Source organism: Arthrobacter sp. KNU-44 (assembly GCF_051843155.1).
Classification (GTDB): domain Bacteria; phylum Actinomycetota; class Actinomycetes; order Actinomycetales; family Micrococcaceae; genus Arthrobacter.
The window spans coordinates 26,288-52,001 of the sequence record NZ_JBPXNG010000002.1 but is presented as its reverse complement, the minus strand read 5'-3'; the positions used below and the strand labels follow the sequence as shown (position 1 = coordinate 52,001).

At 64.6% G+C, this 25,714-nt stretch carries 24 protein-coding genes and 2 pseudogenes; 15 read left to right on the top strand and 11 right to left on the bottom strand.

All coding sequences use genetic code 11. The features are described from left to right. Position 1: 1 nt before the first annotated feature. The gene (locus tag ACSVHC_RS01155) at positions 2–340 is read right to left on the bottom strand and encodes a carboxymuconolactone decarboxylase family protein (RefSeq protein WP_284990170.1); all 339 of its coding nucleotides are present in this window, start codon (positions 338–340) and stop codon (positions 2–4) included. A 132-nt stretch (positions 341–472) separates the two neighbouring features. Between ACSVHC_RS01155 and ACSVHC_RS01150 the strand changes: the two genes are divergently transcribed. The 10 genes from ACSVHC_RS01150 (at position 473) to ACSVHC_RS01105 (ending at position 11,107) form a co-directional block, all read left to right on the top strand. Next, on the top strand, positions 473–1,384 hold the full coding sequence (locus ACSVHC_RS01150) for a helix-turn-helix transcriptional regulator (RefSeq protein ID WP_439180415.1): 912 nt from the start codon (positions 473–475) through the stop codon (positions 1,382–1,384). Between the two features lie 2 nt (positions 1,385–1,386). Then, entirely contained in the window at positions 1,387–2,373 is a 987-nt protein-coding gene (locus ACSVHC_RS01145) for an aldo/keto reductase (RefSeq protein ID WP_439180414.1), read from the top strand. Positions 2,374–2,395: 22 nt separating this feature from the next. After that, on the top strand, positions 2,396–2,830 hold the full coding sequence (locus ACSVHC_RS01140; protein ID WP_439180413.1) for a cupin domain-containing protein: 435 nt from the start codon (positions 2,396–2,398) through the stop codon (positions 2,828–2,830). Beyond that, on the top strand, positions 2,827–3,684 hold the full coding sequence (locus ACSVHC_RS01135; RefSeq protein WP_439180412.1) for an aldo/keto reductase: 858 nt from the start codon (positions 2,827–2,829) through the stop codon (positions 3,682–3,684). The genes ACSVHC_RS01140 and ACSVHC_RS01135 overlap by 4 nt, the downstream gene beginning before the upstream one ends. Positions 3,685–3,703: 19 nt before the next feature. Then, complete coding sequence (locus ACSVHC_RS01130) at positions 3,704–4,075, top strand: DUF2255 family protein (RefSeq protein ID WP_439180411.1); 372 nt, start codon at positions 3,704–3,706, stop codon at positions 4,073–4,075. A gap of 487 nt (positions 4,076–4,562) precedes the next feature. Continuing rightward, positions 4,563–6,518, top strand: coding sequence for a beta-glucoside-specific PTS transporter subunit IIABC (locus ACSVHC_RS01125; protein WP_439180410.1), 1,956 nt, complete (start codon positions 4,563–4,565; stop codon positions 6,516–6,518). A gap of 27 nt (positions 6,519–6,545) precedes the next feature. After that, positions 6,546–7,967 (top strand): glycoside hydrolase family 1 protein, encoded by a 1,422-nt coding sequence (locus tag ACSVHC_RS01120; RefSeq protein WP_439180409.1) that lies wholly within the window; start codon positions 6,546–6,548, stop codon positions 7,965–7,967. 87 nt (positions 7,968–8,054) lie between these two features. Then, positions 8,055–8,903, top strand: coding sequence for a PRD domain-containing protein (locus ACSVHC_RS01115; RefSeq protein ID WP_439180408.1), 849 nt, complete (start codon positions 8,055–8,057; stop codon positions 8,901–8,903). 157 nt (positions 8,904–9,060) lie between these two features. Continuing rightward, on the top strand, positions 9,061–10,773 hold the full coding sequence (locus ACSVHC_RS01110) for a phosphoenolpyruvate--protein phosphotransferase (protein ID WP_439180407.1): 1,713 nt from the start codon (positions 9,061–9,063) through the stop codon (positions 10,771–10,773). A gap of 55 nt (positions 10,774–10,828) precedes the next feature. Beyond that, positions 10,829–11,107, top strand: a complete 279-nt coding sequence (locus tag ACSVHC_RS01105) for an HPr family phosphocarrier protein (protein ID WP_439180406.1) — start codon at positions 10,829–10,831, stop codon at positions 11,105–11,107. A gap of 34 nt (positions 11,108–11,141) precedes the next feature. On the opposite strand, the gene ACSVHC_RS01100 is transcribed toward ACSVHC_RS01105, so the two are convergent. Both ACSVHC_RS01100 and ACSVHC_RS01095 read right to left on the bottom strand, forming a co-directional pair. Further along, a complete protein-coding gene (locus ACSVHC_RS01100) occupies positions 11,142–11,798 on the bottom strand; it encodes a nucleotidyl transferase AbiEii/AbiGii toxin family protein (protein WP_439180405.1) in 657 nt (218 codons plus the stop codon). After that, positions 11,777–12,274, bottom strand: a complete 498-nt coding sequence (locus ACSVHC_RS01095) for a hypothetical protein (RefSeq protein WP_439180404.1) — start codon at positions 12,272–12,274, stop codon at positions 11,777–11,779. The genes ACSVHC_RS01100 and ACSVHC_RS01095 overlap by 22 nt, the downstream gene beginning before the upstream one ends. A 212-nt stretch (positions 12,275–12,486) precedes the next feature. Between ACSVHC_RS01095 and ACSVHC_RS01090 the strand changes: the two genes are divergently transcribed. The 4 genes and pseudogenes from ACSVHC_RS01090 to ACSVHC_RS01075 all read left to right on the top strand — a co-directional run. Beyond that, a complete protein-coding gene (locus ACSVHC_RS01090; RefSeq protein WP_439180402.1) occupies positions 12,487–13,032 on the top strand; it encodes a hypothetical protein in 546 nt (181 codons plus the stop codon). Further along, on the top strand, positions 13,022–13,564 hold the full coding sequence (locus ACSVHC_RS01085; protein ID WP_439180401.1) for a DUF6036 family nucleotidyltransferase: 543 nt from the start codon (positions 13,022–13,024) through the stop codon (positions 13,562–13,564). Before ACSVHC_RS01090 ends, ACSVHC_RS01085 begins: the two co-directional genes overlap by 11 nt. A gap of 719 nt (positions 13,565–14,283) precedes the next feature. Then, complete coding sequence (locus ACSVHC_RS01080) at positions 14,284–14,505, top strand: hypothetical protein (protein ID WP_437773665.1); 222 nt, start codon at positions 14,284–14,286, stop codon at positions 14,503–14,505. A 155-nt stretch (positions 14,506–14,660) separates the two neighbouring features. Beyond that, a pseudogene (locus ACSVHC_RS01075) lies at positions 14,661–15,458 on the top strand (IS256 family transposase); the annotation flags it as partial. An 81-nt stretch (positions 15,459–15,539) separates the two neighbouring features. On the opposite strand, the gene ACSVHC_RS01070 reads toward ACSVHC_RS01075, so the two are convergent. The 3 genes from ACSVHC_RS01070 to ACSVHC_RS01060 are packed head-to-tail and all read right to left on the bottom strand — an operon-like array spanning position 15,540 to position 18,684. Further along, a complete protein-coding gene (locus ACSVHC_RS01070) occupies positions 15,540–16,529 on the bottom strand; it encodes a tyrosine-type recombinase/integrase (protein ID WP_439180392.1) in 990 nt (329 codons plus the stop codon). Continuing rightward, positions 16,526–17,467: a tyrosine-type recombinase/integrase gene (locus tag ACSVHC_RS01065; protein ID WP_439180391.1), complete on the bottom strand. Its 942-nt coding sequence runs from the start codon at positions 17,465–17,467 to the stop codon at positions 16,526–16,528. The genes ACSVHC_RS01070 and ACSVHC_RS01065 overlap by 4 nt, the downstream gene beginning before the upstream one ends. Further along, positions 17,464–18,684, bottom strand: a complete 1,221-nt coding sequence (locus ACSVHC_RS01060; RefSeq protein ID WP_439180390.1) for a tyrosine-type recombinase/integrase — start codon at positions 18,682–18,684, stop codon at positions 17,464–17,466. The genes ACSVHC_RS01065 and ACSVHC_RS01060 overlap by 4 nt, the downstream gene beginning before the upstream one ends. 159 nt (positions 18,685–18,843) lie before the next feature. Here ACSVHC_RS01060 and ACSVHC_RS01055 point away from each other — a divergent pair. Continuing rightward, positions 18,844–19,302 (top strand): annotated as a pseudogene (locus tag ACSVHC_RS01055) (transposase); the annotation flags it as partial. 266 nt (positions 19,303–19,568) lie between these two features. Here the strand turns inward: ACSVHC_RS01055 and ACSVHC_RS01050 are convergent. The 5 genes from ACSVHC_RS01050 to ACSVHC_RS01030 form a co-directional block, all read right to left on the bottom strand. Further along, complete coding sequence (locus ACSVHC_RS01050; protein WP_437773666.1) at positions 19,569–21,107, bottom strand: glycoside hydrolase family 32 protein; 1,539 nt, start codon at positions 21,105–21,107, stop codon at positions 19,569–19,571. Continuing rightward, positions 21,100–22,053, bottom strand: coding sequence for a carbohydrate kinase family protein (locus ACSVHC_RS01045; protein ID WP_437773667.1), 954 nt, complete (start codon positions 22,051–22,053; stop codon positions 21,100–21,102). The genes ACSVHC_RS01050 and ACSVHC_RS01045 overlap by 8 nt, the downstream gene beginning before the upstream one ends. Before the next feature lie 49 nt (positions 22,054–22,102). Continuing rightward, positions 22,103–23,194 (bottom strand): LacI family DNA-binding transcriptional regulator, encoded by a 1,092-nt coding sequence (locus ACSVHC_RS01040; RefSeq protein ID WP_437773668.1) that lies wholly within the window; start codon positions 23,192–23,194, stop codon positions 22,103–22,105. Between the two features lie 117 nt (positions 23,195–23,311). Next, on the bottom strand, positions 23,312–24,682 hold the full coding sequence (locus ACSVHC_RS01035; protein WP_437773669.1) for a NosD domain-containing protein: 1,371 nt from the start codon (positions 24,680–24,682) through the stop codon (positions 23,312–23,314). A 27-nt stretch (positions 24,683–24,709) separates the two neighbouring features. Then, a complete protein-coding gene (locus ACSVHC_RS01030; RefSeq protein ID WP_437774009.1) occupies positions 24,710–25,633 on the bottom strand; it encodes a carbohydrate ABC transporter permease in 924 nt (307 codons plus the stop codon). Positions 25,634–25,714 lie beyond the last annotated feature (81 nt).

The following is a 25,714-nucleotide window of genomic DNA, read 5'->3' as shown; positions in this document are numbered from 1 at the left end:
CTCAGCTCTCTTCCTCGATAATGCCCTTCAATACGCTCATCGCGCCCATACCGTTGGGCCAACCGGAGTAGAACGCCAGGTGCAGGAGGGCTTCCTTCAGCTCTTCGTCGGTGACACCGTTTTGTCGGGCGAAACCGAGATGGAACTTGAGCTGGTCCATCTTGCCCAGTGCGGTCAGCGCCGCGACCGTAATCAGGCTCCGATCGCGCTTGGAGAGCTCCTCGCGCTCCCAGACCTCATCGAAGAGAACCTTGTCGGTGTAGTGGACCATTCCGGGGGCGAAGTCGCCGAAGGCCTTCTTCCCGCCGCTCCAGCCGGTGTTCTGCTCTTCATGGCTCATGATCATTCTCCTTAGTCGTAGCTGCTCGAATGCTTCTATTCCATCGCCGCGGCGGCGGGGGAGGGAGTCTCCAGTGAAGGGTGTACCAGTGGGGACTCCCTCCAGGTCGGTGGCCGGAATAGCGTTGTCTGCATGAATACCAGGGACGAAGCGCGGGAGTTCCTCATGTCCCGTCGGGCGAATATCAGCCCCGAGCAGGCAGGGCTGGCCGTCTCGGGTCACCGTCGCGTGGCGGGCTTGAGGCGTGGTGAGGTGGCGATGCTTGCGGACGTGAGCCCGGAGTATTACGCCAAGATCGAGCGAGGCAACCTCGTCGGGGTGTCCGACTCCGTGCTGGAGTCGGTCGCCCGGGCCCTGCAGCTCGACGATGCCGAGCGCGAGCACCTGTTCGACCTCGCCCGGGCCGCCAACGGGCGTGCGCAGCCTGTGCGCAGACGCAAGCCGAAGACGTGGGTGGCGAGGGATAGCCTGACCCGTGCACTGGAGGTCATCGTGAACGGCCCGGCCTTCGTACGCAACGGGCGGATGGACATCTTGGCCACCAACGCTCTGGGCCGCGCCTTCTACGACGAGGTCTTCGCCGGGCCCGGGCAGGGAAACCTCGCCCGGTACTGCTTCCTCGACGAACGCGCCAGGACCTTCTACCCGGACTGGGAGGCAGCCGCCGACGTCACCGTCGCGATCCTGCGCACGGAGGCCGGCCATGACCCACGGGACAAGCAGCTGCACGACCTCGTCGGTGAACTCTCCACCCGCAGTAACGCGTTCCGCACGCGGTGGGGTGCGCACAACGTCCGTCGCCACGGCTCGGGCACGAAGGACTTCCACCACCACGAGGTCGGCGACCTCACCCTCACATACGAAGGTCTGGAACTGACCGCCGAGCCCGGGCTGTCGTTCCTCATTTACACCGCCGAGCCCGGTTCGCCGAGCGATCAGCGCCTGCAGCTGCTGGCGAGCCTCGCAGCTACAGCCGCCGCAGCCACGCTGACCGAGTCGCCGTCGCACTCCGTGCTCGACGACACCAGAACCACGAAGGATTGATCATGCACACCAGAAAACTCGGCCAAGGCCTCGAGGTCTCTGCGATCGGGCTCGGAGCAATGGGCATGTCCCAGAGCTACGGGCCCAACCCCGGCAGTCGCGACGAGATGATCGCAGTGCTGCGCTCGTCCGTCGACGAGGGCGTGACGTTTTTCGACACAGCAGAGGTCTATGGGCCGTACGTCAACGAGGAGCTCGTCGGGGAGGCGCTTGAGCCGATCCGCGACCGGGTCGTGATCGCCACCAAATTCGGCTGGGACATCCGGGACGGCAGGGCGGTAGGCCTTGACAGCCGGCCCGAGCAGATCCGCCGTGTCGCCGAGGCGTCGCTGAAACGGCTCCGCATCGAGGCGATCGACTTGTTCTATCAGCATCGCGTCGACCCCGAGGTGCCGATCGAGGATGTCGCCGGTGCTGTCGGCGACCTCATCGCCGAGGGCAAGGTGAAGCATTTTGGCCTCTCCGAAGCCTCCGCCGCCACGATCCGCCGTGCCCACGCCGTGCACCCGATCACCGCGGTCCAAAGCGAATACTCGCTTTGGACACGGGATCCCGAAGCGGAGGTGCTGCCCACCCTGGCGGAGCTCGGGATCGGGTTCGTCCCGTTCAGCCCGCTCGGTAAAGGCTTCCTTACCGGCACCGTCGACGTATCCACCTCGTTCACCAAAGACGATATCCGCAACCGTGTCCCGCGGTTCGAGGCCGAGAACCTCGCCGCGAACCAAAAGCTCGTCGACCATGTGGTGGGCCTCGCTAAGGTGAAGGGCGCGACGCCGGGGCAGATCGCTCTGGCTTGGTTGCTCGCGCAGCAACCAGGGATCGTGCCGATTCCCGGCACCCGACGCACCGAACGCATCCGCGAGAACGCGGCGGCCACCCAGGTCGCGCTCTCCGCGGACGAACGCGCCGACCTCGACAGCCTCGCCCGGCGCCTCGGCGTTCGCGGAGACCGCTACAACGCCGAACACATGGCGTACGTCAACCACTGATTACAACGAAAGGAAAAGCAGAATGACTGAGATCAACTTCAAACAAATCTTCCCGCTCGGGGCGGAGAACGACGCCTACGCCCAGTACTTTATCGGGCAGAGCTACCTGGCCCCGCTCGCCGGCGGGAGCGTGCCGGTCAGCAACATCTCTTTTGAGCCGGGATGCCGCAACAACTGGCACATCCACCACGGCACCGATGGTGGAGGCGACCAAATCCTGATCTGCACCGCGGGCAGCGGCTGGTACCAAGCAGAGGGCACCGAGCCGATCAGCCTGGAGCCTGGAACGGTGATTCACGTTCCAGCCGGTACGAAACACTGGCACGGAGCCAAGGCTGACTCGTGGTTCTCCCACCTCGCGTTCATCACCCCGGGCGAGGGCGTCAGCAACGAATGGCTCGAGCCCGTCACCGATGAGGTGTACGGCGCACTGCCGAAGAACGGAGAGAACGTATGAGCGTCTTGAGCGAGAGCTACACACTGGCCAACGGCGTCGAGATCCCGAAGCTGGGCCTCGGCACCTGGTTCATCGACGACGACAATGCTGCTGACGCGGTGAAGGCCGCGATCGAGATCGGCTACCGGAATATCGACACAGCTCAGGCGTACGGCAACGAGCGCGGTGTGGGCGAAGGGATCCGCACCAGCAGGGTCGCTCGCGAAGAGCTGTGCGTCTCTACCAAGCTGGCCGCGGAGATCAAGGACTATGACCGTGCGGTGGCCGCGATCGATGGCTCGCTGGCGAAGCTTGGGCTCGAGTACATCGACCTGATGCTCATTCATTCTCCGCAGCCGTGGGACGACTTTCGCGGTGGTGACTACGCAGACGGGAACCGCCAGGCATGGCGTGCCCTGGAGGACGCTTACCGAGCCGGCAAGATACGCTCGATAGGGGTATCGAACTTCTTGCAGGAGGATATGGAGAACATCCTGTCCACCGCGGCCGTGGTCCCGCAGGTGAATCAGCTCCTGGTCCACGCGGGCAACACACCGGCAAATTTGCTGGCCTACTGCGAGAGCAAGGGCATCCTTGTCCAGGCATACTCGCCGATCGCCCACGGGGAGATCCTGAAGAACGCCGAGGTCCAGGCGATGGCAGGGAGATACGGGGTGACGGTGCCGCAGCTGTGCATCCGGTACACGCTGCAGCTGGGCACGGTGTCGCTTCCGAAGACCGCCAACCCCGAGCACATGCGCGCCAACGCCGAGGTCGACTTCGTGATCGCCGATGAGGACATGGCCGCCCTGCGCGGTCTGCGGGACGTGGACTACGGCGAGCACAGCGTATTCCCGGTTTACAGCGGTAAATGACACAGGAGGACGAAGAAGCGTGACCGTCTGGACCCCGCAGCAGCTCGGGAAGATCGGATCCTCCGACGACTTCCACATCTCGCCCTACCGTGATGACGGCACGACTCCGGGCACACCGACCTGGATCTGGTCTGTCGTCGTCGAGGGTGACGTGTACGTTCGCGCGTACAACGGGCCCGCATCCCGCTGGCACAGCTCAGCGATGACGCAGGGGGCTGGGCGCATCCGCGCCGGCGGCATCGACGCTGAAGTTGCGTTCACCCCGGTGGACGGCGAGATCAACGACCGCATCGACGCAGCCTATGCGAAGAAATACGCAGGCAGCCCGTATCTACCGCCGATGACCTCAACGAGGACTCGCGCGGCGACAGTGCGCGTCGACCCGAGGTAGGGCTCCCTCCCTCCGACCGCTGATCGAGCTGGGCAGTCCGGCGTCGAGGACGCCCGGCTCAATCAGAGGCACACGGCCGTCCGAGAAGACCTTGATCAGCTTGCCGGTTTCCTTTTCGTGAGCTGGTCGAGGAATACCCCGATGAGGTAACGGAGCCAAGCAGGTTCGTGCCGATCACGACGCCTTGCACCCTTTGCGGCCGGTCAGGAGGAACACCCGATCGGTGAGGTCAATGCGTCCCGCGATCGATCCGATGGCCGCTTCGCTTGACGTGACTCATATCACCTGACATGATGGTTGCTGGTTCTTTCGAGACCTGGGTATGTAACTCGCTTCGGGCGAGGCAAGGCTCAAGCTCTGCGACCTTCATCGGTCAACCGGCTTGGGCCTTTTTCGTGCCCCGAAACAGGATCACCTGAAACAGCTCAAGCCGCGTTGCCTCACACCTCCGCCCAATGAAGGGCGGATCTGAGAACGCGAGGAAATCATGAGCAAGCAATACGCTCCCTTAGCCGCAGACATCGTGCGGCTGGTTGGCGGCAAAGCCAACATCACCGAGGCCTACCACTGCCAGACCCGGCTTCGTTTCGCCCTCAAGGACGAGTCCGCCGTCGCGCTGGACGAACTGAACGCCACTGAAGGCATCGCAAAAACCCTCTCCAAGGGCGGAGTTTTCCAAGTGGTGGTCGGCATGCACGTCAAGGACGTGTTTGACGAAGTGGAGCGCGAGCTCGGCGATCTGTCTGCCAACGCCAAGGACGACGACGGCCCAGCCAAGGGCAAGCGCAAAAACGTGGGCAGCGCGGTCATCGAGTTCGTCTCCAGCGTCTTCCAGCCCCTCATCCCGGCTCTGTCCGGCGCTGGTATGGTCAAGGCCCTCCTGGCCCTGCTGGTCGTCCTGAAGGTAGTGAACACCGGCTCCCAGACCTACGTGCTGGTGAACCTCTTCGCAGATGCGGTGTTCTACTTCCTGCCCGTGCTCCTGGCGTTCAGCGCGGCACAGAAGCTGAAAATCAGCCCCATCCTGGCCGCCGCGGTCGCCGCCATGATGCTGCACCCCAATTGGGTGGCCCTGGTGACAAAGAAAGAGCCGGTCAGCTTCTTCGAGATCCTACCCTTCCCGCTGGTGAACTACTCAGGTGCGGTCATCCCGATCATCCTGGTCATCTTCGCCCAGTACTACGTGGAGCGCAGTCTCACCCGCGTAATCCCGAAGTCCGTGAACCTCGTGTTCGTCCCCATGCTGACCTTCCTCATCATGGGCACTCTGGCCCTCGGCGTCCTCGGCCCGATCGGCAGCATCCTCAGCGGCTACCTGGGCTCGTTCTTCACCTTCCTCAGCACCAACGCCGCCTGGGCACCGGCCCTGTTGGTCGGTGCGACCCTTCCGGTGATGGTCATGTTCGGCCTGCACAACGGCATCGCGCCTCTCGGTGTCGTCCAGCTGGCCCAGACGGGCAAGGAGAGCATCTTCGGCCCGGGCGCCCTGGTCTCCAACATCGCCATGGGTGCAGCGTCCCTGGTCGTCGCTTTCCGAACCAAGGACAAGAAGACGCGTCAGATTGCCACCGCGGGCGGCATCACCGGCCTGATGGGCATCACCGAACCGATCCTCTACGGTGTGGCTCTGCCCAAGCGGTACCCGCTGATCGCGGCCATGATCGGTGGCGGCGCGGGCGGCCTGTACGCTGGCCTGTCCCAGGCGCACCGTTTCGCCACCGGATCCTCCGGCCTGCCTGCCGTGCTCCTCTACATCGGTGACAACACGCTGGTGAACATGATCAACATCATCATTGCCTTGGTCATCTCCGCGGTGGTCTCCGCCGTGCTGACCTTCATCCTCTCGTTCAAGTTCGAAAAGTCCGCCGGCGAAGCAACTGCGGCAGCGGACGACGCCGTCGCCGCACCGTCCGGCCGCCGCTCGTCCGTTGCCGAGAGCGCCGTCGTCGCCAGTGGTGCGGGTGGCATGGCCACGCTGGTGCGTGCCGAGACCGTGGAGCTCGCGGCCCCTTGCGCCGGCTCCGTGGTGCCGCTTGCCGAGGTCAGTGACCCGGTGTTCGCTTCCGGAGCCATGGGCCCGGGCATTGCCGTGGAGCCGTCCTCGAGCGTCATCGCCTCCCCGGTGAGCGGCACCATCGCTGTGGCCATGAAGACCGGTCACGCCTTCGGCATCAAGACCGACGACGGCGCGGAGGTGCTGGTGCATGTCGGCATCGACACGGTGACCATGAAGGGTGAAGGCTTCCACGGCGCGCTGGAACGCGGCACCCGTGTGGAGGTCGGCCAGCCGCTTGTCACGGCCGATCTGGACGCCATCCGGGCCGCCGGCCACCCGGCCACCGTGCTGGTGGTGGTGACCAACGGTCCCAAGGACGCACCGGTGGAGCAGCTCGAGAGCGGCTCCGTGGTGGCAGGCGCGGCGATCGCCGCCGTCGGACGCTGACCAGGAAGCCAGGAAAGGAACCGCAGAATGCAGCAGCATGAGCAGCTCACCCCATTTCCCGGGGACTTCCTTTGGGGGGCCTCCACCTCCGCCTACCAGGTGGAGGGCGGCTGGGACGCCGATGGCAAGGGCGCGTCCGTGATCGACATCCACATGCACCGTCCGAAAGGTGTCACGGACTTCAATGTCGCCGCGGACCATTACCACCGCTACGCCGAGGACGTGGAGCTCTTCGCAGAGCTGGGGCTGAATGCCTACCGCTTCTCCATCGCCTGGACCCGGATCATCCCGGACGGTGACGGCGAGATCAACGCCGCGGGCGTCGCCCATTATCACCGGGTGATCGACGCGCTCCTGGCCAAGGGCATCGAGCCCGTGGTGACCATGTACCACTTCGACCTGCCCGCGGCGCTGGACGCTCGTGGTGGTTGGTCGGAGCGGGCCACCATCGACGCCTTTGAACGCTACGCCCGGGTCCTGTTTCAGGAGTACGGCTCCAAGGTGAAGTTCTGGCTCACCATCAATGAGCAGAACATGATGATCCTGCACGGCCGGGCCATCGGGACCACGGGCCGCAGCGGCCAGGTGGGAGGTAAGGAGCTCTATCAGCAGAACCACCACATGTTCCTTGCCCAGGCCCGGGCAATGGTGCTCTGTCATGAGCTGCTGCCGGAGGCGAAGATCGGGCCGGCCCCGAACATCGTCTCCGTCTACCCGGCCACATCCGCTCCGGAGGACGTCGTTGCGGCGGACGACTGGGATGCCATCCGCAACCTGCTCTACGTGGACCTGTCCGTGCGGGGCAGCTATCACAATCTGGCCTGGGCGTATTTGGTGGCCAAGGGCTGGGAGCCGGAGATCCTGGACGGGGACCTCGAGTTGCTGGTCGCAGCGAAGCCGGACTTTCTCGCGTTCAATTACTACTCCACCCAGACCGTGGGTGCGTCCCGCGGGGATTCCTCGGACATCCAGGTACGGGGCGGGGACCAGCAGATCGTACGCGGCGAGGTGGGACTCTACCGAGCGGTGAAGAACGAACATCTGCCCGTCAACGCCTTCGGCTGGGAGATCGACCCGGTGGGCTTCCGCACCACCATGCGCCGCCTCTGGGACCGGTACCAGCTGCCGCTCATCGTCACTGAGAACGGCCTGGGTGCCTTTGACGAGCTGGTGGACGGCCGGGTCCGGGATGACTACCGGATCGAGTTCCTGAAGCTACACCTGGAACAGATCCGCCTGGCCATCAGCGACGGCGTGGACGTGTTCGGCTACTGCCCCTGGACTGCGATCGACGTGATCTCGACCCATCAGGGCATCTCCAAGCGGTACGGGTTCATCTATGTGGACCGCACGGAGGACGATCTGAAGGAACTGGCCCGGGTACGGAAGGACAGCTTCTTCTGGTACCAGGGCGTCATCGCCACCGGCGGTGAGTCACTGTCCTTCTGAGGACGGGCCCGCGGTGCGGGCACCGGTGGTGCGGGGCGTCCTGCTCTGCACCACCCCATGAACTGTTGATGGAAGGAACGGTGAGACGTGCAAGTCAAGCGCGTGCTCAACAACAACGCGGTCCTGGCGATCGATGACGACGGCAAGGACCTTGTGGTGATCGGACGGGGCCTCGGCCACGGCCGCAGACCGGGTGATGAAATCTCCCGCGAAGTGGCAGACCAGGTCTTCGTCGCGGCGGAGAACGCCAATGTGGAGCGGCTTGCCCGCTTCCTGGATGACATCCCCCTGGACTGCCTGAATGCAGCCGGCGAGGTCGCGGCGCTGGCGGGGGAGCGGCTCGACCTGCGGGTCAGCCAAGCCCTTGTGGTACCGCTCGCTGACCATCTCAGCTTCGCCGTCGAACGGCTGCAGGCGGGGATCCCGGCGCAGTTCCCGCTGGCCTGGGAGGTCTCCCAGCTGTACCCGAAGGAGCTCTCCACGGGACGCGAGGCGCTGGGCCTGGTGGAGGCGTCCCTGGGCGTGAGACTGCACGACGACGAAGCGGTCGCCTTGGCCATGCACTTCGTGAACGCCCAGTTCGCCACCCCCGGCATGGAGAAAGCCATGCAGATGACCGGTGTCATCGCGCAGGCGTTCGCGCTGGTGGACAAGACCTTCGGCTTCACCGTGGACCAGCAGTCCATGAACGCGGCACGCTTCGTCACCCATCTGCGATACCTGTTCAGCCGAGTCGCCTCGGGCAAACAGATCTCTGAGAAGTCCTCCGTACTCGTGGACGCGATCATCCAGAGCCACCCCGAGGCCGTCGTCTGCGCCGCCAAGATCCAGTACCTACTGGAAATGGGACTGGACACGAGCCTCACCCGGGACGAGGTCGCCTACCTGGCGTTGCACGTGGCACGCCTCGTTGCGGACGTGAACGAATACCGCTGAAACCGAGATGCGTCTCGCGCTCCAGGGCCGAGCAGCATGCCCACAGAGCCATGGTCGCGGCACGGTGCACTGACGCCGTCACAATCCTCCCTCAACCAACCGGCAGCATTGACGCCCGCTGGGCACTGTTGAGCCGAACAGACGAAAGAGAACTTCAATGAAAGCAACAGCTCTGAAAACTGCAGGAACCACAGGGTTTCAGGGAGTCGGAGTCAATCCGGGCCGCGTCATCGCTACTGTCAGGCACATGCCGGAGCCGTTGGCGGAGCCGGCCACCGGTGATGCCCTGCCCGCCGGGACGGACCCGGCGGAGGCCATCGCTGGCCTGAAGGCCGCGGCGCTGGCCGTGCATGACGAACTCAAGGATCGCGCCTCCCGGGCCCGGGAGGACGGCAAAACCGTCCTGGAAGCCACGGCCCTGATGGCCAAGGACGCCATGCTTCTGAAGGCCGCCGGGAAGCTGATCACGGCCGGCACCGGCGTGGAACGCGCCGTGTGGGAGGCCGCCGAGGGCGTGGCCGCCCAGTTCAAGGCCCTGGGCGGGTACATGGCCGAACGCGCCACTGATGTACTGGACGTGCGCGCCCGCATCGTCGCTCAGCTGCGCGGCGTCCCCGCCCCGGGCATCCCCAGCTCCGCCACCCCGTTCATCCTCCTGGCCGAGGACCTCGCCCCGGCCAATACCGCCACCCTGGACACCACCGTGGTCCTGGCCCTGGCCACTTCCGGCGGCGGACCCCAGTCCCACACCGCCATCATCGCCCGCTCCCTCGGCCTGCCTGCCGTCGTCGCGGCAGCGGGCATCGAGGCGATCGACGACGGCGTGGAGGTGTACGTTGACGGCGCTGCCGGTGTCGTCGTCCCGGAACCGGGGGAGCCGGAGCGGGAATCGGCCGCGAAGTGGGCGGTCAGTGCCGCGACCCTGGCTTCCTTCGATGGCACGGGTACGACGGCGGATGGTCACCCGGTGCCGTTGCTGGCCAATGTGGGCAACGCAAAGGACGCTGAGGCGTCCGCGGGCATGGGCGCGCAGGGCGTGGGCTTGTTTCGCACCGAGTTCTGCTTCCTGGAGCGGGACACCGAGCCGTCCGTGGCCGAGCAGGCCGACGCCTACCGAGCCGTGTTCGCGGCTTTCCCGGGGAAGAAGGTGGTGGTCCGCACCCTGGACGCCGGGGCGGACAAGCCCCTGCCGTTCCTGACCGATTCCACAGAGCCGAATCCCGCCTTGGGCGTCCGCGGCTACCGCACCGACTGGACCACCCCGGGCGTGCTGGATCGCCAACTCTCCGCGATTGCGCGGGCGGCCGCTGACTCCGAGGCGGACGTGTGGGTCATGGCCCCGATGATCGCCACCCGGCCCGAGGCCGCGCACTTCGCCAGCCTGTGTGCCGCCGCGGGGCTGAAGACGCCGGGCGTCATGGTGGAGGTCCCCTCCGCCGCGCTGACCGCCGGAAGTGTCCTTAAGGAAGTCGAGTTCGCGTCCCTGGGCACGAACGACCTCACCCAGTACGCCATGGCCGCGGACCGCATGCTCGGCCCCCTCGCCGGGCTCAACGACCCCTGGCAGCCGGCCGTTCTGCGCCTGGTGCAGCTGACCGTCGAAGGCGCGAAGACCGCTGGGGACAAGGCCGTGGGCGTCTGCGGCGAGTCCGCCGCGGACCCGGCCCTCGCCGTCGTCCTCACAGGCCTTGGCGTGAACACCCTCTCCATGACGTCCCGCTCACTGGCAGCCGTGGGCGCGGTGCTGAAGACCGTCACCCTGGCCGAGGCGCAGGAGGTGGCGGCCCTGGCGGTGGGAGCCGCCACAGCCGCGGAAGGCCGCGACTCCGTGCGGGCACGCCTGTCGATCTTGGCCGAACTGGGCCTGTAGAAGCACCCTGGATTTCACCCGACCCTCATCGATCCCCATTCTGAAGGAGAACCCCATGACCGAACTCAAAGCCGTAGTCGCCAGCCGCTCCGGTCTGCACGCCCGTCCCGCGGCAATCTTCGCCGAAGCCGCCGCTGAACTGGACGTCGAGGTCACTATCGCCCTGGACGGCACCCCGGAGGACGAAGCCATGGACGCCTCGAGCATCCTGTCCCTCATGACCTTGGGCGCCGGCAACGGCGACACGGTAGTGCTGCGCGCCGAGGGCGCTGGCGCCGAAGAGGCCCTGGACAAGCTCGCAGCCCTGGTTGAAACCGACCTGGACGCCTTCTGACGATTTCCGGAAGAGACAATGTCCGCCCGGCAGGTCAGTCGGCTGATGAGGCGTTGTGGATTGTCTTGGCGAAGTCCAGGAGGGTGGTGCTGAGGGCGGGGAGTTCGCTGGGGTGGAGGCCGTATTTGGTGAATTCGGTGGTGGGGAGTGTCCGGTGCCTGGCGATGGCGGCGGCGAAGGTTGGCAGGTCCAGTGTCGGGTCGCGGCGTTGGCAGAGGGTGATCAGTTGCTGGTGGGTGAAGCGGCGGCTGGTGATGATGGAGGAGGCGTCGAGGTAGTCGCGGGCGTATCCGCGTGAGTAGACGGCGAGCAGCTTGGATGCGACGGAGTCTTTCAGGGACAGGATTGGTCCGATGTCGATGATGGCGGGGGAGTTCTCCCACCAGTCCAGTCCGAGGTCGATGACGACGGCTTGTTCGTCGTGTCCTACGGTGACGCTGGCGAACTCCTCGTATTGTCGGGTGATCTCGACGGCGTATCCGGCGGCTTCGAGAGCGGCGGTCACTTTCTGTGCCGATGCGGCGAAGGTTGCCGGGGTGTGCTGGCGGTGCAGGGCGAAGAGGTCGATGTCGTCCGAGAGGCGTTCGGTGATGCCGTGCTCAATCAGAGCCTGGCCGCCGGCGAGGAGGAAGCCGTCGGCGGCCAGGACGCCGAGGGCGATCTTGGCTGCTACGCGCTGAGCGTCGTCCATGATGGGTGTTCCTTCGCTTCGCGGGTGGCGGGGAGCTGGGGGAAGGTGTTTTCCCAGAGCTGCCTGCACCGTGCGGGAAGGATCATGGTGGGCCACAGGGCGGTCAGTCGTGCTGGGTGGACGATGCGGCAGATTTCCTCGATGGATCCGGAATTCTGCAGGGTGAGTTGGTACAGCACCGAGCAGCTTCCGTCATCGTCCACGGTGTAGCTTCTCTCCGGTCCCCAGTCCACGTGCAGCGGGAGTTCCATGGTTCCGGTCGCGGGGCCGTGCAGGTCGTTGAAATGGTTAGGGACCAAGTAGACGAGGGAGTCGGCGATGGTGTGCCGGTGCTCGACCGGGGCTGCGACATACTCGCGGAGCCGGATACGGATGAGTTCGGACACGGAGGTGCCTTCCCGCACGGCTTTGCGGTGGGCTTCATTCCACAGTTCGTCGCTGACCCGGATCGTGTGCCGTGGCGTCCCTGCCGACATGGCGCGCTCCTTTCAGAGGGCTTGACCTTTACGGTCAAGTCTACGCGGTGTCATGACACCCGAAAGAGGGTGTTATGACAGGGTGAGAGGCGGCTGTTCGGCGTCGCGAGGTTGGCCCAAGCTGTGATGGCAGAGGGAGGAAACGGCCGAAGGGCCGCCGTATTCTCATCGCTGGCTTTTAGAAAATACCTGTACCCGGGTAGGATACAAACATGTCCACCGTGTTGACGGATGTGCTCATCCAGAAGGTGAAAGTTGCTGGCGCGGCGGCCAATAAGGCGCGTCGGGAAATGGTCGCGGCTTCGGATAGCCGCGCGGAAGCTGTCTTTTCTTTGTGGGTCGAGGGCATGACGGTTCGGGGGATCGCCAAGGCGACGGCTGTCAGTCCTTCGGTGAGTCAGCGTCTGTTGGAGAAGGCCCGGGCCGGCCGGCCGGCGTTTGAACGGCGGGAGGAGCGAGTGTCCTATGAGTTGCACCGGGCCGTTGCCGAGAAGTTGCGTGTCGATCCTCAGGCTGTACTGAGCAAGGCGAAGGTGAACCTCGCCCGTCTTGCGGCAAGGTCCCGGGGCGCCTTTGCCGAGGGATGGGTGAGCGAGTGGTCGGCGTTGCTCGCCGGCCCGGTCGATGACCTTGTTGAGGTGATGCTCCGCCCGGACGAGCGGTCCATCGACCTGCGCCAGATGACGCCATTCGCCGGAGTGCTGACAGATGAGGAGAGGCTTTTGGCCATTCACAAGGCGACACGGCATGGATCGTAGCCAGCTGGAGCACGCCATTCGGGCGGCGACGGAAATCATCCGGCACGACACCGTCGTTATCATCGGCAGCCAGGCGATCCTGGGATCGTTCACGGAGAACGAGTTGCCGCTCGAGGCAACGATGTCCGAGGAAGTCGACGTCGCTCCGATGGAGGACGATGATGCCCAGTCGTTGGCGACCGAGCTGGACGCGGCCATCGGTGAGATGTCCTTCTTCCATGAAACACACGGGTTTTATGTCCAGGGCGTCGGCATGGACACTGCGGTGCTGCCCGAGGGCTGGACGGACAGGCTGGCGAGGGTCAATAACGCCAACACCAATGGCCGGACCGGACTCTGCCTTGAACCGCACGACCTATGTGCGGCCAAGCTCATCGCCGGCCGGGCCAAGGATCGCGTCTTCGTGAACGCCCTCCTTGAGCATGGGCTGGTCGACGCGGACACGATTGCCGTTCGGCTTGAAACCGTACGTGGTGACGACATTCGCCGGGACCGGGCCCTGGCATGGGTGCGGAGTTCCTCCGGCCGCTGATAATCAGGCGACCGCGCCCGCCGCATCCTCGACGGCCGCCTGGTACAGAGCACCCGCGTTTCAGCTCCAACCCGTTCGCTCGGTTCCACGGCCCACGGTGACGTTGTCGTGCAGACTGCAAGGTCATGGGCGCTCCTGCACTTTGGGTCTATGAGATGTACGAAGGAGGATCGCCGTGACCAGAATCAAGCCGACACATCTGTCGCGGACGGATGCATCGAGGACGAGTTGGCCTGATGCCGTTGCAGCCGACGATAGAGCGACTGCCGCTTCTCCTAAAACGAGGGCGGCAGTCGCTCTGTGTTCTTCAAATTCTGTCAGAAAGGGGTGTTGACAATGTCAACAGATTTGGCTCCGTACTGGGCCGTACATCGGCCGGACTGGCTCGGATTGGCGATGTTTTTGGGATTTCCCTGTGTTTGCAAGGCCCGGAATGCGGTTCGAGTCCCACCTCGGGCACAGCATTCCCCCTCGTCAGAGGGGTTTTTGCTTTAACGTGTTGACAAAGCTTGCGCTGGCGCGCCTCTGACGCTAGGTTCGCGGGCTGTGGTCTGGCCGCCGCGGTGGCCTATGAAGGTGTGTGGGTGGCGGGTTCAGGGTCCTGGCTGGTGGGCCCTCCGCCTGCTCTGGGGTGGGGTTATGCGGTTCCTCGTTCCGGTTCTGTCTGCCGCCTCACAAGTTCAGCCGCAGCACCAGTTCGAGAGGAACCAAGAAGGGTCATGCAGGTTATCGCCGACATCAAAATCGAGCACAAAGCAGAGTTGTACGAAAAGCTCGACGCTGTCATCGCAGCTGCCTATGCCGACGCAGCTGCACATTGCCGAGGGGTCCTTGTAACGCGCCACGATTTCGACCACTTCACCCTGGCGCTTGCACCAAACATTCCGTTCGGAATCATCCATGAAAACGACCAGGCCCGCCGAAATCGTTTCGGAGAGTAGTTGCCAAGCCCTTACCTCGTCACTGTGCACACTCTGTGCCTCGGACTGGGTCGTACATCGGCCGGACCGGGACTGTCTGAATAACGGTGTGTGGCTCCGGCCTGATCCGAAAGGAGACGGCCGTGTCTGAATCCACGACCGAGATGACAGGGGTGATGATCGATCCTGTGACGGGAGAGATCATCGATCAGAAGGAGCTTGCGGAGCGGCTGCTCGCGCAGGCCAAGGAACAGGGCGTGAGCCTGGTGGGCCCGGGCGGGCTGCTGAACCAGCTCACCAGGAACGTGCTGGAAACCGCTCTGGAAGCGGAACTTACCGAGCACCTCGGGCACGAGCACGGCCAGACGCCGATCGCAGCCAACATGCGCAACGGCACCCGGCCCAAGACCGTGCTGACCGAGATCGGCCCGGTCGAGATCGAGGTGCCCCGGGATCGGGACGGCTCGTTCGAGCCGGTGATCGTGCCCAAGCGGAAACGGCGCCTGGACGGGATCGACCAGATCGTGCTCTCGCTCTCCGCCCGGGGGCTGACTACCGGGGAGATCGCCGCGCACTTCGAGGAGGTCTACGGGGCCAAGGTCTCCAAAGACACCGTCAGCCGCATCACGGAGAAAGTCGCCGGGGAACTGGCCGAATGGTCGTCCCGGCCTTTGGACCGGATCTATCCGGTGCTCTTCGTCGACGCGGTCGTGGTCAAGGTCCGTGACGGGCAGGTGCGCAACACCGCGTTCTATGTCGTCATGGGCGTCACCGTGAACGGGGAGCGGGAGATCCTGGGGATCTGGGCCGGCGACGGCGGCGAGGGTGCCCGGTTCTGGCTGCAGGTCTTTACCGAGCTGAAGAACCGGGGCGTCGAAGATGTGTTGATCGCTGTCTGTGATGGGCTCAAGGGCCTGCCGGAGGCGATCACGACCACGTGGGAGCGGACGGTCGTGCAGCAGTGCATTGTCCATTATGCCGACCTTCGGATTATGCCGATGTGGTCGCGGGATCCTTTGCGGGACAGGGGTCTGACGCTGGCGAGGTCGGCATAATCAGAGCCCTTCGAGCCAGGCGATGAGGCTGTCGGGCGGCTGGTATCGGCCGGCCCGGCCGGTGGGTGGTTTGGTTCTGGCCAGGGCCTTCTCCTTGAGTTCGAGGTCTGCGTGTAGGTAGATCTGCGTGGTGTCGACGCTCTCGTGACCGAGCCATAGCGCGATCACGCTGGTGTCGACGCCGGCGTGCAGGAGCCGCATGGCACAGGTGTGCCGGAGCACGTGTGCTGTGATCGTTTTGCCCTGCAGTGATGGGCAGGCGGCGGCCGCTGTGCTGGCGTAGTGGGCGATTCGGTGCTCGATTGCATCGTGGCTGAGCTTCGCGCCGCGGAGGGTCGTGAACAGGGGGTTGTTGGGGTCGCCGTGCTGTTCGTTGATCCAGCCGCGGAGGACGGTGATGGTGCCGCTGGTCAGCGGGGTGATCCGGTCTTTGCGCCCTTTGCCGTGGCAAGCGACGTGCGCGCCGGTGCCAAGGTGCACGTCAGCGCGGGTGAGCCCGGTGATTTCGGAGATCCGTAGCCCGGTCTGAACGGCGAGCAGCAGCAGCGCGTGGTCGCGTCTGCCGGTCCGGGTGGTTCGGTCGCAGGCGGCGAGAAGCGCATTGATCTCGGCCTCTTTCAGGTAGGTGATCAGGGCCCGGTCGAAGCGTTTTGGCGGGATTGCCAGCACCCGGGCGATGCTGGCGGCGTGCTCGGGGTGGGCCATTGCGGCGAACCGGAACAAGGAGTGGATCGCGGCCAGGCGGGCGTTGCGGGTGCGGATGCTGTTGCCCCGGTCGTGTTCGAGGTGATCGAGGAAGCCGGCGATCAACGGTGCGTCGAGATCGGATAGATCCAGTGCTGACGGCGTGAGCCTTGTCTGTGCCGAGGCGTATCCGAGCAGCAGCCGCAGGCTGTCGCGGTAGGCGGCAACTGTGTGTGCGCTGGCGTTCCGCTGCCGGATAAGGCGGTCGGTGAAGAACGCTTCCAAGGTCGGGGCGAGGGCGCTCATGACCGGCCTGCTGACTGGTCGGCGAGGTATGCGTCGAGGCGTTGCCCGGCGAAGGCCATGAGCTCGGGCGATGCGGATAGATACCAGTAGGTGCTGGCCGGATGGACGTGGCCCATCCAGGTGGACAGCAGCGTCAGGCGGGTCTGCCCGTCCTGGCCTGCTGCATAGGCGTCGAGCATCGACCGCACGGCGAAGGAATGCCGAAGGTCGTGGATGCGGGGCCGGCATGACCCGGATCGCGGTCGCAGACCGGCGAGACGGGACAACTGCTTGAACGTGTGGTGGACATTGCAGTAGATCAGTCTGGTTCCCGCCGTGGATACGAGCAGAGCCGACGTCCCGGTCGACGGGGCAAGCCGATCACGCAGCTGCTGGTAGCCGCGCAGCTCGTCTGCTGTCGTTGGGTGCAGCACCAGCGCTCTGGTCTTACCGAACTTCCCAAACCGCACCAGGAGCCGCCGTTGCGTGAGGTCCAGGTCATCTTGGTTCAATGCGATCGCCTCGCCGACGCGGATGCCGGTCACGGCAAGCAAACCGATCAGCGTCGAGAACGTGGCCCGCCGCAATGGGGTGCGTAGCGTGGCCGTCGCGGCGATCAGCCCTGCGATCTCGGCGTCGGAATACAAGTACGGGCTCGCGCGGTGCGGCCGCTGCGGCAGCATGTCCGGGGCTGGGACCTGATGCACCGGATCGAGGGTGCGCAGGTAGGTGGCGAAGCCACGAACCACCGACAACCGATAGGCGTGCCAGTTAGAGTCTGCGTTGGCAGGCAGCCGCGACCAGTCCAGCGCCGCCTCGGTCGTGACGACATCCGCGCCGGCCTGCTCGAGATGATCGAGGAACTGGCGGAGCAGCTTCTCCGGCCGGGCCAACCGGTAACCCAGCGCACGGCGCAGCCCCAGGTAGTCAGCCAATTGCTCATTCAGAAGCCGGCTCATGACAGACCACTGGCCGGGTCGACGGGCCAGGGCCGGACCAGCACGGCCAGAGCCGCGTGGTCGACCTTGGCATAGATCGCCGTGGACATCGCTGACCGGTGCCGAAGGACCTGCCCGACTTCGGTCAGCGGGGCGCCGCTGCGCAGCATCGCGGTGGCAGCGGTATGGCGCAGCCGGTGGGCGTGCATTCTGGGGAGCCCTGCGCGTTGCGCGCCGTCGAACACGATCATGGTCACGCCTCCGGTGGTCAATGGCCGGTGCGGGGCGTGAACACGAACGAAGACGTTGCGTCCCTCGGCGTCGGCAGGTCTGCCCCGGCGAAGGTAAGCCGCGATCGCCGCGCCGATCTCATCGGGCAGTGGCAATCGTTCGGACCGGTTGCCTTTCCCCACTATCACCACCTCACCGCGGCGCCAATCGATATCGTCCAACCCGAGAGCTGCGACCTCGCCAGCGCGCAGGCCCATCCGCGCCAGCAGCAGCATCACTGCGAAATCGCGCCGACCGACCGTGGTGCGCCGATCGCAGCCGGACAGCAAACGCCGCAGTTCGTCAGGCTCGAGTCCTTTCGGCAAGGCTGACAGCCGCCAACCCGCCACCGACGGCACCGCTGTGGCCAGCGACATGGGCACCTGGCCGGTGACATGCAACCAGCCCAGCAGCGACCGCAACGAGCACACGATCAACTTCGCCGACCCGACAGCCCGTCCGGGACAAGCAGTCCGCACGAACCCGGTGACGTCAGCTGCGGTCAGGCCGGCAAGGTCGAGCACCTCACCGCGCAGGCGACCCGCGACGAAAGGCCGCACGCAGTCGACGTAGCCGCGAACCGTGCCCTCGGTAAGACCCCGCTCACGGAGCAGCCAGCCGCGGAAGTCGGCCAACAACTCCTCCACCGGCCCCAACGGAACCTCACGCGGGACAGGCAGCACTCCAAGCGGAACCAGGTAGTCCAGCAGCGGCTGCAACGCCTTGACCGACCGATATTCTCGATAGCCAGCTCCACGTCTCTCGGCCAGGTAACGGTCAAGCACCACCCCATTCAGATCGCCTAGACCGACGCCCGCACCCTGCATCCAACGGTCCAGATGCGCGACGAAACAGACCTGCTGCTCGGCCGAGGCCCGCGAATACCCTTGTCGAAGCAATTGCCCGGCGAACCCTTCGACGTGCGGCTCCAAGGGTCCCCGCACGAACGACCGCAATACCTTGACCATGACGTTCTCCTCTCCACGACGGAAAGGCAAGCATGGATCAGCGCACTGGATTATGCCGACCTTGCCAGGGTCGGGCCCTTGTCCCGCAAAGGATCCCGCGACCACATCGGCATAATCCGAAGGTCGGCATAATGGACATTATGCCGACGTCGGCATAACGTGCACCTGATCCGCAACAGCTTCCGCTACGCCGGCCGCCAGCACCGCGACGGGATCGTCAAGGCGCTCAAGCCGGTCTACACGGCCCCGTCCGAGCAAGCGGCGAAGGACCGGTTCGCCGAGTTCACGGCCGAGTGGGGCCAGCGATACCCGGCCATCGTGCGGCTCTGGGAGTCCTCCTGGGCGGAATTCGTGCCGTTCCTGGAGTACGACGTGGAGATCAGGCGGGTGATCTGCACAACAAACGCGATCGAGTCGATCAACGCCCGCTACCGGAGGGCCGTGAGGGCCCGCGGGCACTTTCCAAACGAGGCCGCCGCCCTGAAATGCCTGTATCTGGTCACCAGGTCCCTTGATCCCACCGGCGGAGGTCGGGCACGCTGGGTCATGAGGTGGAAGCCTGCGCTGAACGCGTTCGCGATTACCTTCGCCGGCCGGTTCGAAAGAACCATTCACTAATGAAAACCGGCCGGACCCACACACCGTTTATCGGACAGTCCCGCCGGACCGGCCCGTACTCGGCATGTCTTCTGGACTTCCCTGTGTTTGCGAGGGCAGAAGGGTCCCTTGCGGGGGCGTTTGGTGGTCAGCTGCCTCGCTTTCCTCGTTGGGGAGTGGTGTGTCGTCTTGAATCTCCATGGTGGGGTCGGGGTCGTTCTAGATGTCCTTGTTTGCCCCAGTAACCACCCAGTCGCCGCTGTGGGCACTGCAGCGTGGTGCTGTTATTAGGGTAAGGACGTGACGGCCAGTTTCCGCACCATGGCTGTGCCGCCTTCGACGCGCACGTCGGTGCTTAGGTTCCCGGACCGGGGGAACACTAGATCGCTCAGGACAACCTTGCCGTCTTGGGCGAAGACTTCCACCGAGCACTGGTCGACGATTATGCGGAGCCTTAGCGTGCCGCCGTCGAGCTTCACTGGTGCGGACTCCGCCGACGCGAACTTTTCGTGGAAGGCGGTGTTTCCGGAGTTGCGGCGGTCCAGGGTGAGCCGGCCCGTCAGGGCATCGAAGCTGAGGATCGTTGCGGTGCTCCCGTCCGGTGCCCGGAGAAGCCTGAACGCAATGGTCCGTGCCGTGCCGGGCAGGATCTCGGCCTCGATCAGCTGGGCTGATCCGGGCATCGCGTCGGGCAGCTGCAGCAGGGAGTTGTGAAGTTCCATGTTTTGGATGGTGCGGGCCGGCTCCCCGGAGTCCAACGGCAGCACCGGGCGCTGCACCAGGCGCGGCAGGCCGTCCACCATCGCGAGCTCGACCTCGCGGGCAAGCGACATGCTGGAACGCCACGGGGACGTGGGCAGGGAGTTGGCGTAGTCCCAGTTGTTCATCCAGCCGATCATGATGCGGCGGTTCTCCGGAGCGTTGCTGAAGGAGACGGCGGCGTAGTAGTCACGTCCCCAGTCGAGCCACAGACAGTGTCTGAGATCTACGTTCCCGTCGGCATCCGTTGGAGCGAGCGAATCAGGGTCGGCGGTGAACTGCACCCCGTCGAAGTCGCCGACGAAGTATTGCCCTCCGGAGCCGCCGGCCACGGCGCCCGGGTTGATATTGACCACCAGGACCCATTTGACGTTGCCCGGGTCTCCGTCGACGGGGAGCGGGAAGAGGTCGGGGCATTCCCATTCGCCGCCGCTGGCGTTGGCGGGGCCGAAGGTGCTCAGGTATTCCCAGTCCTTGAGGTCGGCCGAGCGGTACAGCACAACCTGCTGGTGCTGGGCCTCCACCGCCACCATGATCCAGCAGGAACCGGCCGGTCCCTCGTAGCGGAACACCTTGGGATCCCGGAAATGGGCCGAGCCGCGGCCAAGCACCGGGTTGCCCGCGTATTTGCTCCACGTCATGCCGGCGTCCGTTGAGAACGCGAGAGACTGGGCCTGTGTCCCTTGGTGCACCGAGCCTTCCTTGAAGGCGCTCGTGTAGATGGCCACCAAGGCCGGATCTTCTGCTGTGCCGAATCCCGACGTATTGCCGTGGTCCACCACGATGCTGCCGGAAAAGACGTCTTCTTCCTCGTCGCAGGCGATGGCCACCGGGTGTTCGGTCCAGTGCAGAAGGTCGGTTGAGGTGGCGTGTCCCCAGGACATGTTGCCCCAGACGTTGTCGAAGGGGTTGTTTTGGTAGAAGAGATGGTAGACGCCCTGGTGCCACACGAGTCCGTTGGGGTCGTTCAGCCACGTGTTCTTGGCTGTGTAGTGAAGTATCGGGCGCATGGTGGGGGCAGTTTCTTCGGCGCGGCCCCCGGCAAGGTGCGCTGTTGTTTCAGTCATCGGAGTTCTTTCGGGAAGTCCGGGCCAGTTCCAGGGATCGGATCAGTTCCGCCCGCGTTGGCGGGTTCGCTCCGTGCCGTCCGACCGTTATGGCCGCAGCGGACGAGGCGGCGGTTCCCAGGCGGGTGAGTTTGCCGTAGCCGAAATCGTCCGCGGGGTCCTCGATGAGGCCAGCGATAAGCGATGACATGTAGGAGTCGCCTGCGCCGACAGTATCTTTGACGAGCACTGGCGGTGCCGGCACTTCGATCTCGGCGGCGTTCGAGCGCAGATAGGATCCGGATGCGCCATCGGTGATGATTGCAAGTTCCGTCCCGAGATCAAGCAGCCGCCGCGCGACGTCGTGAGGAGACGTGCGCGGGTAAAGCCACTGGGCGTCGTCCGAACTGAGCTTCACAACGGTAGCCAGGGCAACTGTGTGTTCGAAAGTCCTGAGCGCTTCAGTGTGGCTGTGGAGCAGCGTCGGGCGGATGTTGGGGTCGTACGTGATCAAGCAGCGGCGGGAGAACTGTTCCAGCAAGGACCGGACTTGGGTTGCTCCGGGCTCCGTGAAGGAGGCCAGCGACCCCGTATGCAGCACCTTCGGGAGGAACGTGGGACTGATTTGGGGGAGATTCCATTCGAAGTCGAATTCGTACTCTGCGGAACCGCTGCTGTCCAGAAGCGCCCTCGCAGTGGATGTGCGGTTGAGGTGTTCGGCTCCCGGGAACAGGCGTACACCCGCGGTGTCCAGGTGCTGCTGGATGCTCCTGCTGCGTTCATCCCTGCCCAGCGCGGTGAGAAATGAGGTGCTGACGCCTAGCCGGCCGAGACCGAACGCGACGTTCATCCCTGATCCGCCGGGAAACTCGACGGACCCTGCCGCGGTGTCAATGATGTCGATTATGGCCTCGCCGACGACGACGACATCCGTTTCAGGGCATGGGGGAACTGGGGTGCTGTGCATTCAAGGTCCTTGGAGGTTTGGGCGCGTCTGTTTCTGGACGCGCTCGAGGTCAGGTGTTGGGGCGTGTAGGTGAGTCCGGTGCTGCCCTGCTCGAAGCGTCCTGATGCTTTGGGGAGGCGACGGAATCGCGAAGGACCAGGGGACAGGGAAGAAGGGTCGGGTGAGCGGCGAACAGCTGCAGGTCGGTTTTTCCCTCGATGGCGTCGATCAGGTTTTCGGTGGCCCAGGCGCCCATTTCGTAGTGCGGAAGGGCGACGGTTGTCAATGCGGGGTGGATGTTTTCGGCAATAAGTTGTTGGTTGTCGAAACCGACGATGGAAATGTCGTCCGGAATCCTGAGGCCAAGTTCCCCGGCGGCCCGGTACGCGCCCATGGCCATGCGGTCGTTGTAGCAGAACACGGCTGTGGGCCGGTTTGGGGTTTTCAGCAGGCGCAGGGCCGCCAGGTGGCCGCCGGGCACCTCCGACGGCTCGGACTGGACCAGTTCTTCGTGATAGGGCAGCCCGGCATCTGCGAGTGTGTCCTTGAAGGCCTTCAGTCGGGAGTGGGTGGCCGGGACGTCGTCGGTGTTGTTGAGCATGCCGATGCGGGTGTGTCCGGCGTCGATCAGGGTTTGTACGGCCGACCTCGCACCGGCGATTTCGTCGGGGATTACGGAGGAAACGGTGTGGCTGATGTCTTCGGAGTCCACCAGGACAGCGGGGAGTCCGACGAGGTTCTTGGGGACGACCAGTTTGCGGTGATACATCGTGGCGTACAGGATGCCGTCTACCTGCCGGTCCAGCAGATCCGCCACATCACTTTCCCTGGAATCCTGGGAGCTGGTGCTGGTGGAGTTGATGATCATGATGCGGTACCCGCGAGCACGTGCCGTCTCCTCGGCCCCCAAAATGATCCGGCCAGCGTGGGGGGTGGTGGCGATTTCCTCGCTGATGAACCCGATCATGCCCGAACGTTGGGTCCGCAGGGCCTGCGCCAGCCGGTTCGGGCCGTATCCGAGACGTCGCGCCGCCTCGTGGACCCGTTCCCTCGTCTCCGCCCCCACCCGGGCGTAGACAACGTCATTGAGGACGTGGGAGACCGTCGTGACCGAGACGCCGGCTGCGGCCGCCACGTCCTTGATTCCCACCGACTTGTTCATTGGTCTCCCACGTCCTTATGTTGATGCTGATTCTATGTCCGGGTACTTGCTGGGTACGTTCTATTCGCCCCAGAGGCCCGATGGCGATCCCCGGGGGTCTCGCCGGGCCTGAGCGGGCTACTGGGCCACAAGTGGTGCGTGTGCCGCCTGAAAACCGACCGTGGGTGTGGCCCTGAAGGCGTTGACAGCCCTGTCCGCGATAACTTGGGCGTCACTTCCGGAATCAAGGATCGTGTTCCGGGCTGATTCGGGATCGACCATGACGGCTGTAACGGCGAGGGCGTCCGAAGCCTCGGTTGTCAACAGGGCGTCCACCTGAGCTTCGAAAGCGGATCCGCTGGACGTGGCGTGAACGTCCATCGCCACCACGTGGTTGTTGGAGACGAAGTTGCCACCCCCGGCGATCAGCCGGATGATGACGGGCGTCGCACCGGTCGGTCGGATGCTTTGTGAGTCGATGATCTCGGAGAAGTGGTTGCCGATGACAGAGTTGTTGCTGCCGCTGATACAGAGAAGTCCGTTGAGGTCGTTCAGTCCGTTGTCGACTCCCAGGAAAGGCGTCCAGGGCTCGTGGTCGCGCAGGAAGTGATTCGTAGCCACGAGGTTTTCCGAACTGTTCGCCGCGAGAATCAGCATCCCCGGGTAGAACGAATGCAAACGGTTGTTGGTGACGCTTGAACGCGTGACGCCGTCCAGATGGACGCTGCTCGCGCCACGGGGGAAGACGTTGTTCGCGGTTATCAGGAGCCCGCCATGGTTCTCGGCGTAGATCGAGTGGCCCTTGGGCCCTGCTCCGACCAGGTTGTCGGTGATCTTCGATGCCTGTCCCCACCCGCGCAGCTCGATGCAGCTTCCGCATTCGGCGATGAAGTTGTCGTGAACGGAAAGCGCGTCCGCGTTGTAGATGGTGAGAGCGTTCTCTAGGTAGACGAACCCCATGCCGTTTACGCGGAATGAGTCATTGGCGTTCGCGACATAGATGCCGGTCTTGCCGTTGACGTAGGTGTTCTCGGGGTGCATCCCCGAGCCATCCGGGGCGAAGTGCAACCCGTCGATGCAGAAGTTGGAGAACTCGACCGAGCTGATCCGCGGGCTTCCGCTTCGTTCAACATAGAACGCGGCTCCCTTGGATTCCTCTCCGTCTCCGCCGGGGGGAAGATCGACGAGAATGCGGCTCCCTCCAGGCCATAGCTCATGCAGGTCGGGCCATTCGTCTTCGGGGACGTTGAACCGGATGCTCGATGACGTAAAGCCGTGTCCCGAGCCGTGGATCCTGAGGAAGCTGACGTCGATCACCACCTGCGTACGAAGGCGGTAGTCTCCGGGCGGAATGTAGATCACCGCGCCTGGCTTTCCTCCATTGTTCGCATCGGTGGCGGTCTGCCGGTCCTTGATATCGGCGATGATGCTGTTGATTACTTCACCGACGTCCTCGGACGGATTGCCGACCGGCCACGTCGTCACGTCGTAGTAGTTGTTGCTTAACATAGGTTCTTCCCTTAGTGCTGTGGCTTCTCAGCCCTTGACGGCGCCGAGCGTCATGCCTGCGACGATCTTGCGCTGCAAGAGAAGAGTGAGAAGGATGACGGGGATCGAGTAGACCGCCGCGAGGGCTGTCATGGATCCCCAGTCCAGTCCGAACTGGGTCTGGAAGTTTGCGATGACCACGGGGGTGGTCTGGGACCGGACGGCGGTCATAAGCAACGCGAACAGGAACTCGTTCCAGGAGGCGAGGAAGGCGAAGATCGCCGTCACTGCGATGCCTCCGGAGACCACCGGGATGACCACCCGCCACAGGGCTCCGAGCCGGCTGCAGCCATCCACGGTAGCTGCTTCCTCCAGGTCCTGTGGGACGGCCTCGAAGAAGCTGGACATGAGCCAGATGGAGAGCGGCAGCGAGATGGTTGTGTGCGCGATGGACAGTGCGATCGGGGTGTCGGCCAGGCCGACCGAGGCCATCATGGACGCCAACGGGATGCCGATGGCGACCGGGGGGACCATGCGGGTGACGAGCGCAGCCATGATGAACACCCTGCCACTGGCTGTTTTGTAGCGTGTGATGCCGTAGGCCGCCGGGACGGCCAGGACGAGGGACAGCAGGGTGCTGATGACGGCGGTCTGGATGCTGTTGATGAACGACGCCGGCACTCCATTGCGGCCCAGGGCGTTGATGTAGTTATCCAGCGTCCATTCCTTGGGGAGGATGGTCGGCGGCACGGCAATGGTGTCGATCGGCGTCTTGAAGGACGTGAACAGCAGGTAGAGGAATGGGAAGCCGTAGAGGACGAGCGCCGCGGCGAGGAGGATCCACAGGATGGTCCTGGTGCTGCGCTTGCCGGCTTCGAGTCCTTCACGATTGACGCCGCGGCGCCTGCGGCCTCCGCCGGCCGACGCCGGTTCCGTGGTGGTCTGAGGCGCAGTCGCTGTTCGGCTTGGCATGGTGCTCTCCGTTTGGTGCGGTGCCGGCGCATTGCGGTCTGCGATGCCGGCGTGGCGTGGCCGGTCGGGGACGGCGGCCGC

Excerpts from the sequence above, each read along its gene's own strand:
- ACSVHC_RS01155 (WP_284990170.1), bottom strand. The coding sequence starts at position 340 with ATGAGCCATGAAGAGCAGAACACCGGCTGGAGCGGCGGGAAGAAGGCC.
- ACSVHC_RS01150 (WP_439180415.1), top strand. The coding sequence starts at position 473 with ATGAATACCAGGGACGAAGCGCGGGAGTTCCTCATGTCCCGTCGGGCG.
- ACSVHC_RS01145 (WP_439180414.1), top strand. The coding sequence starts at position 1,387 with ATGCACACCAGAAAACTCGGCCAAGGCCTCGAGGTCTCTGCGATCGGG.
- ACSVHC_RS01140 (WP_439180413.1), top strand. The coding sequence starts at position 2,396 with ATGACTGAGATCAACTTCAAACAAATCTTCCCGCTCGGGGCGGAGAAC.
- ACSVHC_RS01135 (WP_439180412.1), top strand. The coding sequence starts at position 2,827 with ATGAGCGTCTTGAGCGAGAGCTACACACTGGCCAACGGCGTCGAGATC.
- ACSVHC_RS01125 (WP_439180410.1), top strand. The coding sequence starts at position 4,563 with ATGAGCAAGCAATACGCTCCCTTAGCCGCAGACATCGTGCGGCTGGTT.
- ACSVHC_RS01120 (WP_439180409.1), top strand. The coding sequence starts at position 6,546 with ATGCAGCAGCATGAGCAGCTCACCCCATTTCCCGGGGACTTCCTTTGG.
- ACSVHC_RS01110 (WP_439180407.1), top strand. The coding sequence starts at position 9,061 with ATGAAAGCAACAGCTCTGAAAACTGCAGGAACCACAGGGTTTCAGGGA.
- ACSVHC_RS01105 (WP_439180406.1), top strand. The coding sequence starts at position 10,829 with ATGACCGAACTCAAAGCCGTAGTCGCCAGCCGCTCCGGTCTGCACGCC.
- ACSVHC_RS01100 (WP_439180405.1), bottom strand. The coding sequence starts at position 11,798 with ATGGACGACGCTCAGCGCGTAGCAGCCAAGATCGCCCTCGGCGTCCTG.
- ACSVHC_RS01095 (WP_439180404.1), bottom strand. The coding sequence starts at position 12,274 with ATGTCGGCAGGGACGCCACGGCACACGATCCGGGTCAGCGACGAACTG.
- ACSVHC_RS01090 (WP_439180402.1), top strand. The coding sequence starts at position 12,487 with ATGTCCACCGTGTTGACGGATGTGCTCATCCAGAAGGTGAAAGTTGCT.
- ACSVHC_RS01085 (WP_439180401.1), top strand. The coding sequence starts at position 13,022 with ATGGATCGTAGCCAGCTGGAGCACGCCATTCGGGCGGCGACGGAAATC.
- ACSVHC_RS01080 (WP_437773665.1), top strand. The coding sequence starts at position 14,284 with ATGCAGGTTATCGCCGACATCAAAATCGAGCACAAAGCAGAGTTGTAC.
- ACSVHC_RS01070 (WP_439180392.1), bottom strand. The coding sequence starts at position 16,529 with ATGAGCGCCCTCGCCCCGACCTTGGAAGCGTTCTTCACCGACCGCCTT.
- ACSVHC_RS01065 (WP_439180391.1), bottom strand. The coding sequence starts at position 17,467 with ATGAGCCGGCTTCTGAATGAGCAATTGGCTGACTACCTGGGGCTGCGC.
- ACSVHC_RS01060 (WP_439180390.1), bottom strand. The coding sequence starts at position 18,684 with ATGGTCAAGGTATTGCGGTCGTTCGTGCGGGGACCCTTGGAGCCGCAC.
- ACSVHC_RS01050 (WP_437773666.1), bottom strand. The coding sequence starts at position 21,107 with ATGACTGAAACAACAGCGCACCTTGCCGGGGGCCGCGCCGAAGAAACT.
- ACSVHC_RS01045 (WP_437773667.1), bottom strand. The coding sequence starts at position 22,053 with ATGCACAGCACCCCAGTTCCCCCATGCCCTGAAACGGATGTCGTCGTC.
- ACSVHC_RS01040 (WP_437773668.1), bottom strand. The coding sequence starts at position 23,194 with ATGAACAAGTCGGTGGGAATCAAGGACGTGGCGGCCGCAGCCGGCGTC.
- ACSVHC_RS01035 (WP_437773669.1), bottom strand. The coding sequence starts at position 24,682 with ATGTTAAGCAACAACTACTACGACGTGACGACGTGGCCGGTCGGCAAT.
- ACSVHC_RS01030 (WP_437774009.1), bottom strand. The coding sequence starts at position 25,633 with ATGCCAAGCCGAACAGCGACTGCGCCTCAGACCACCACGGAACCGGCG.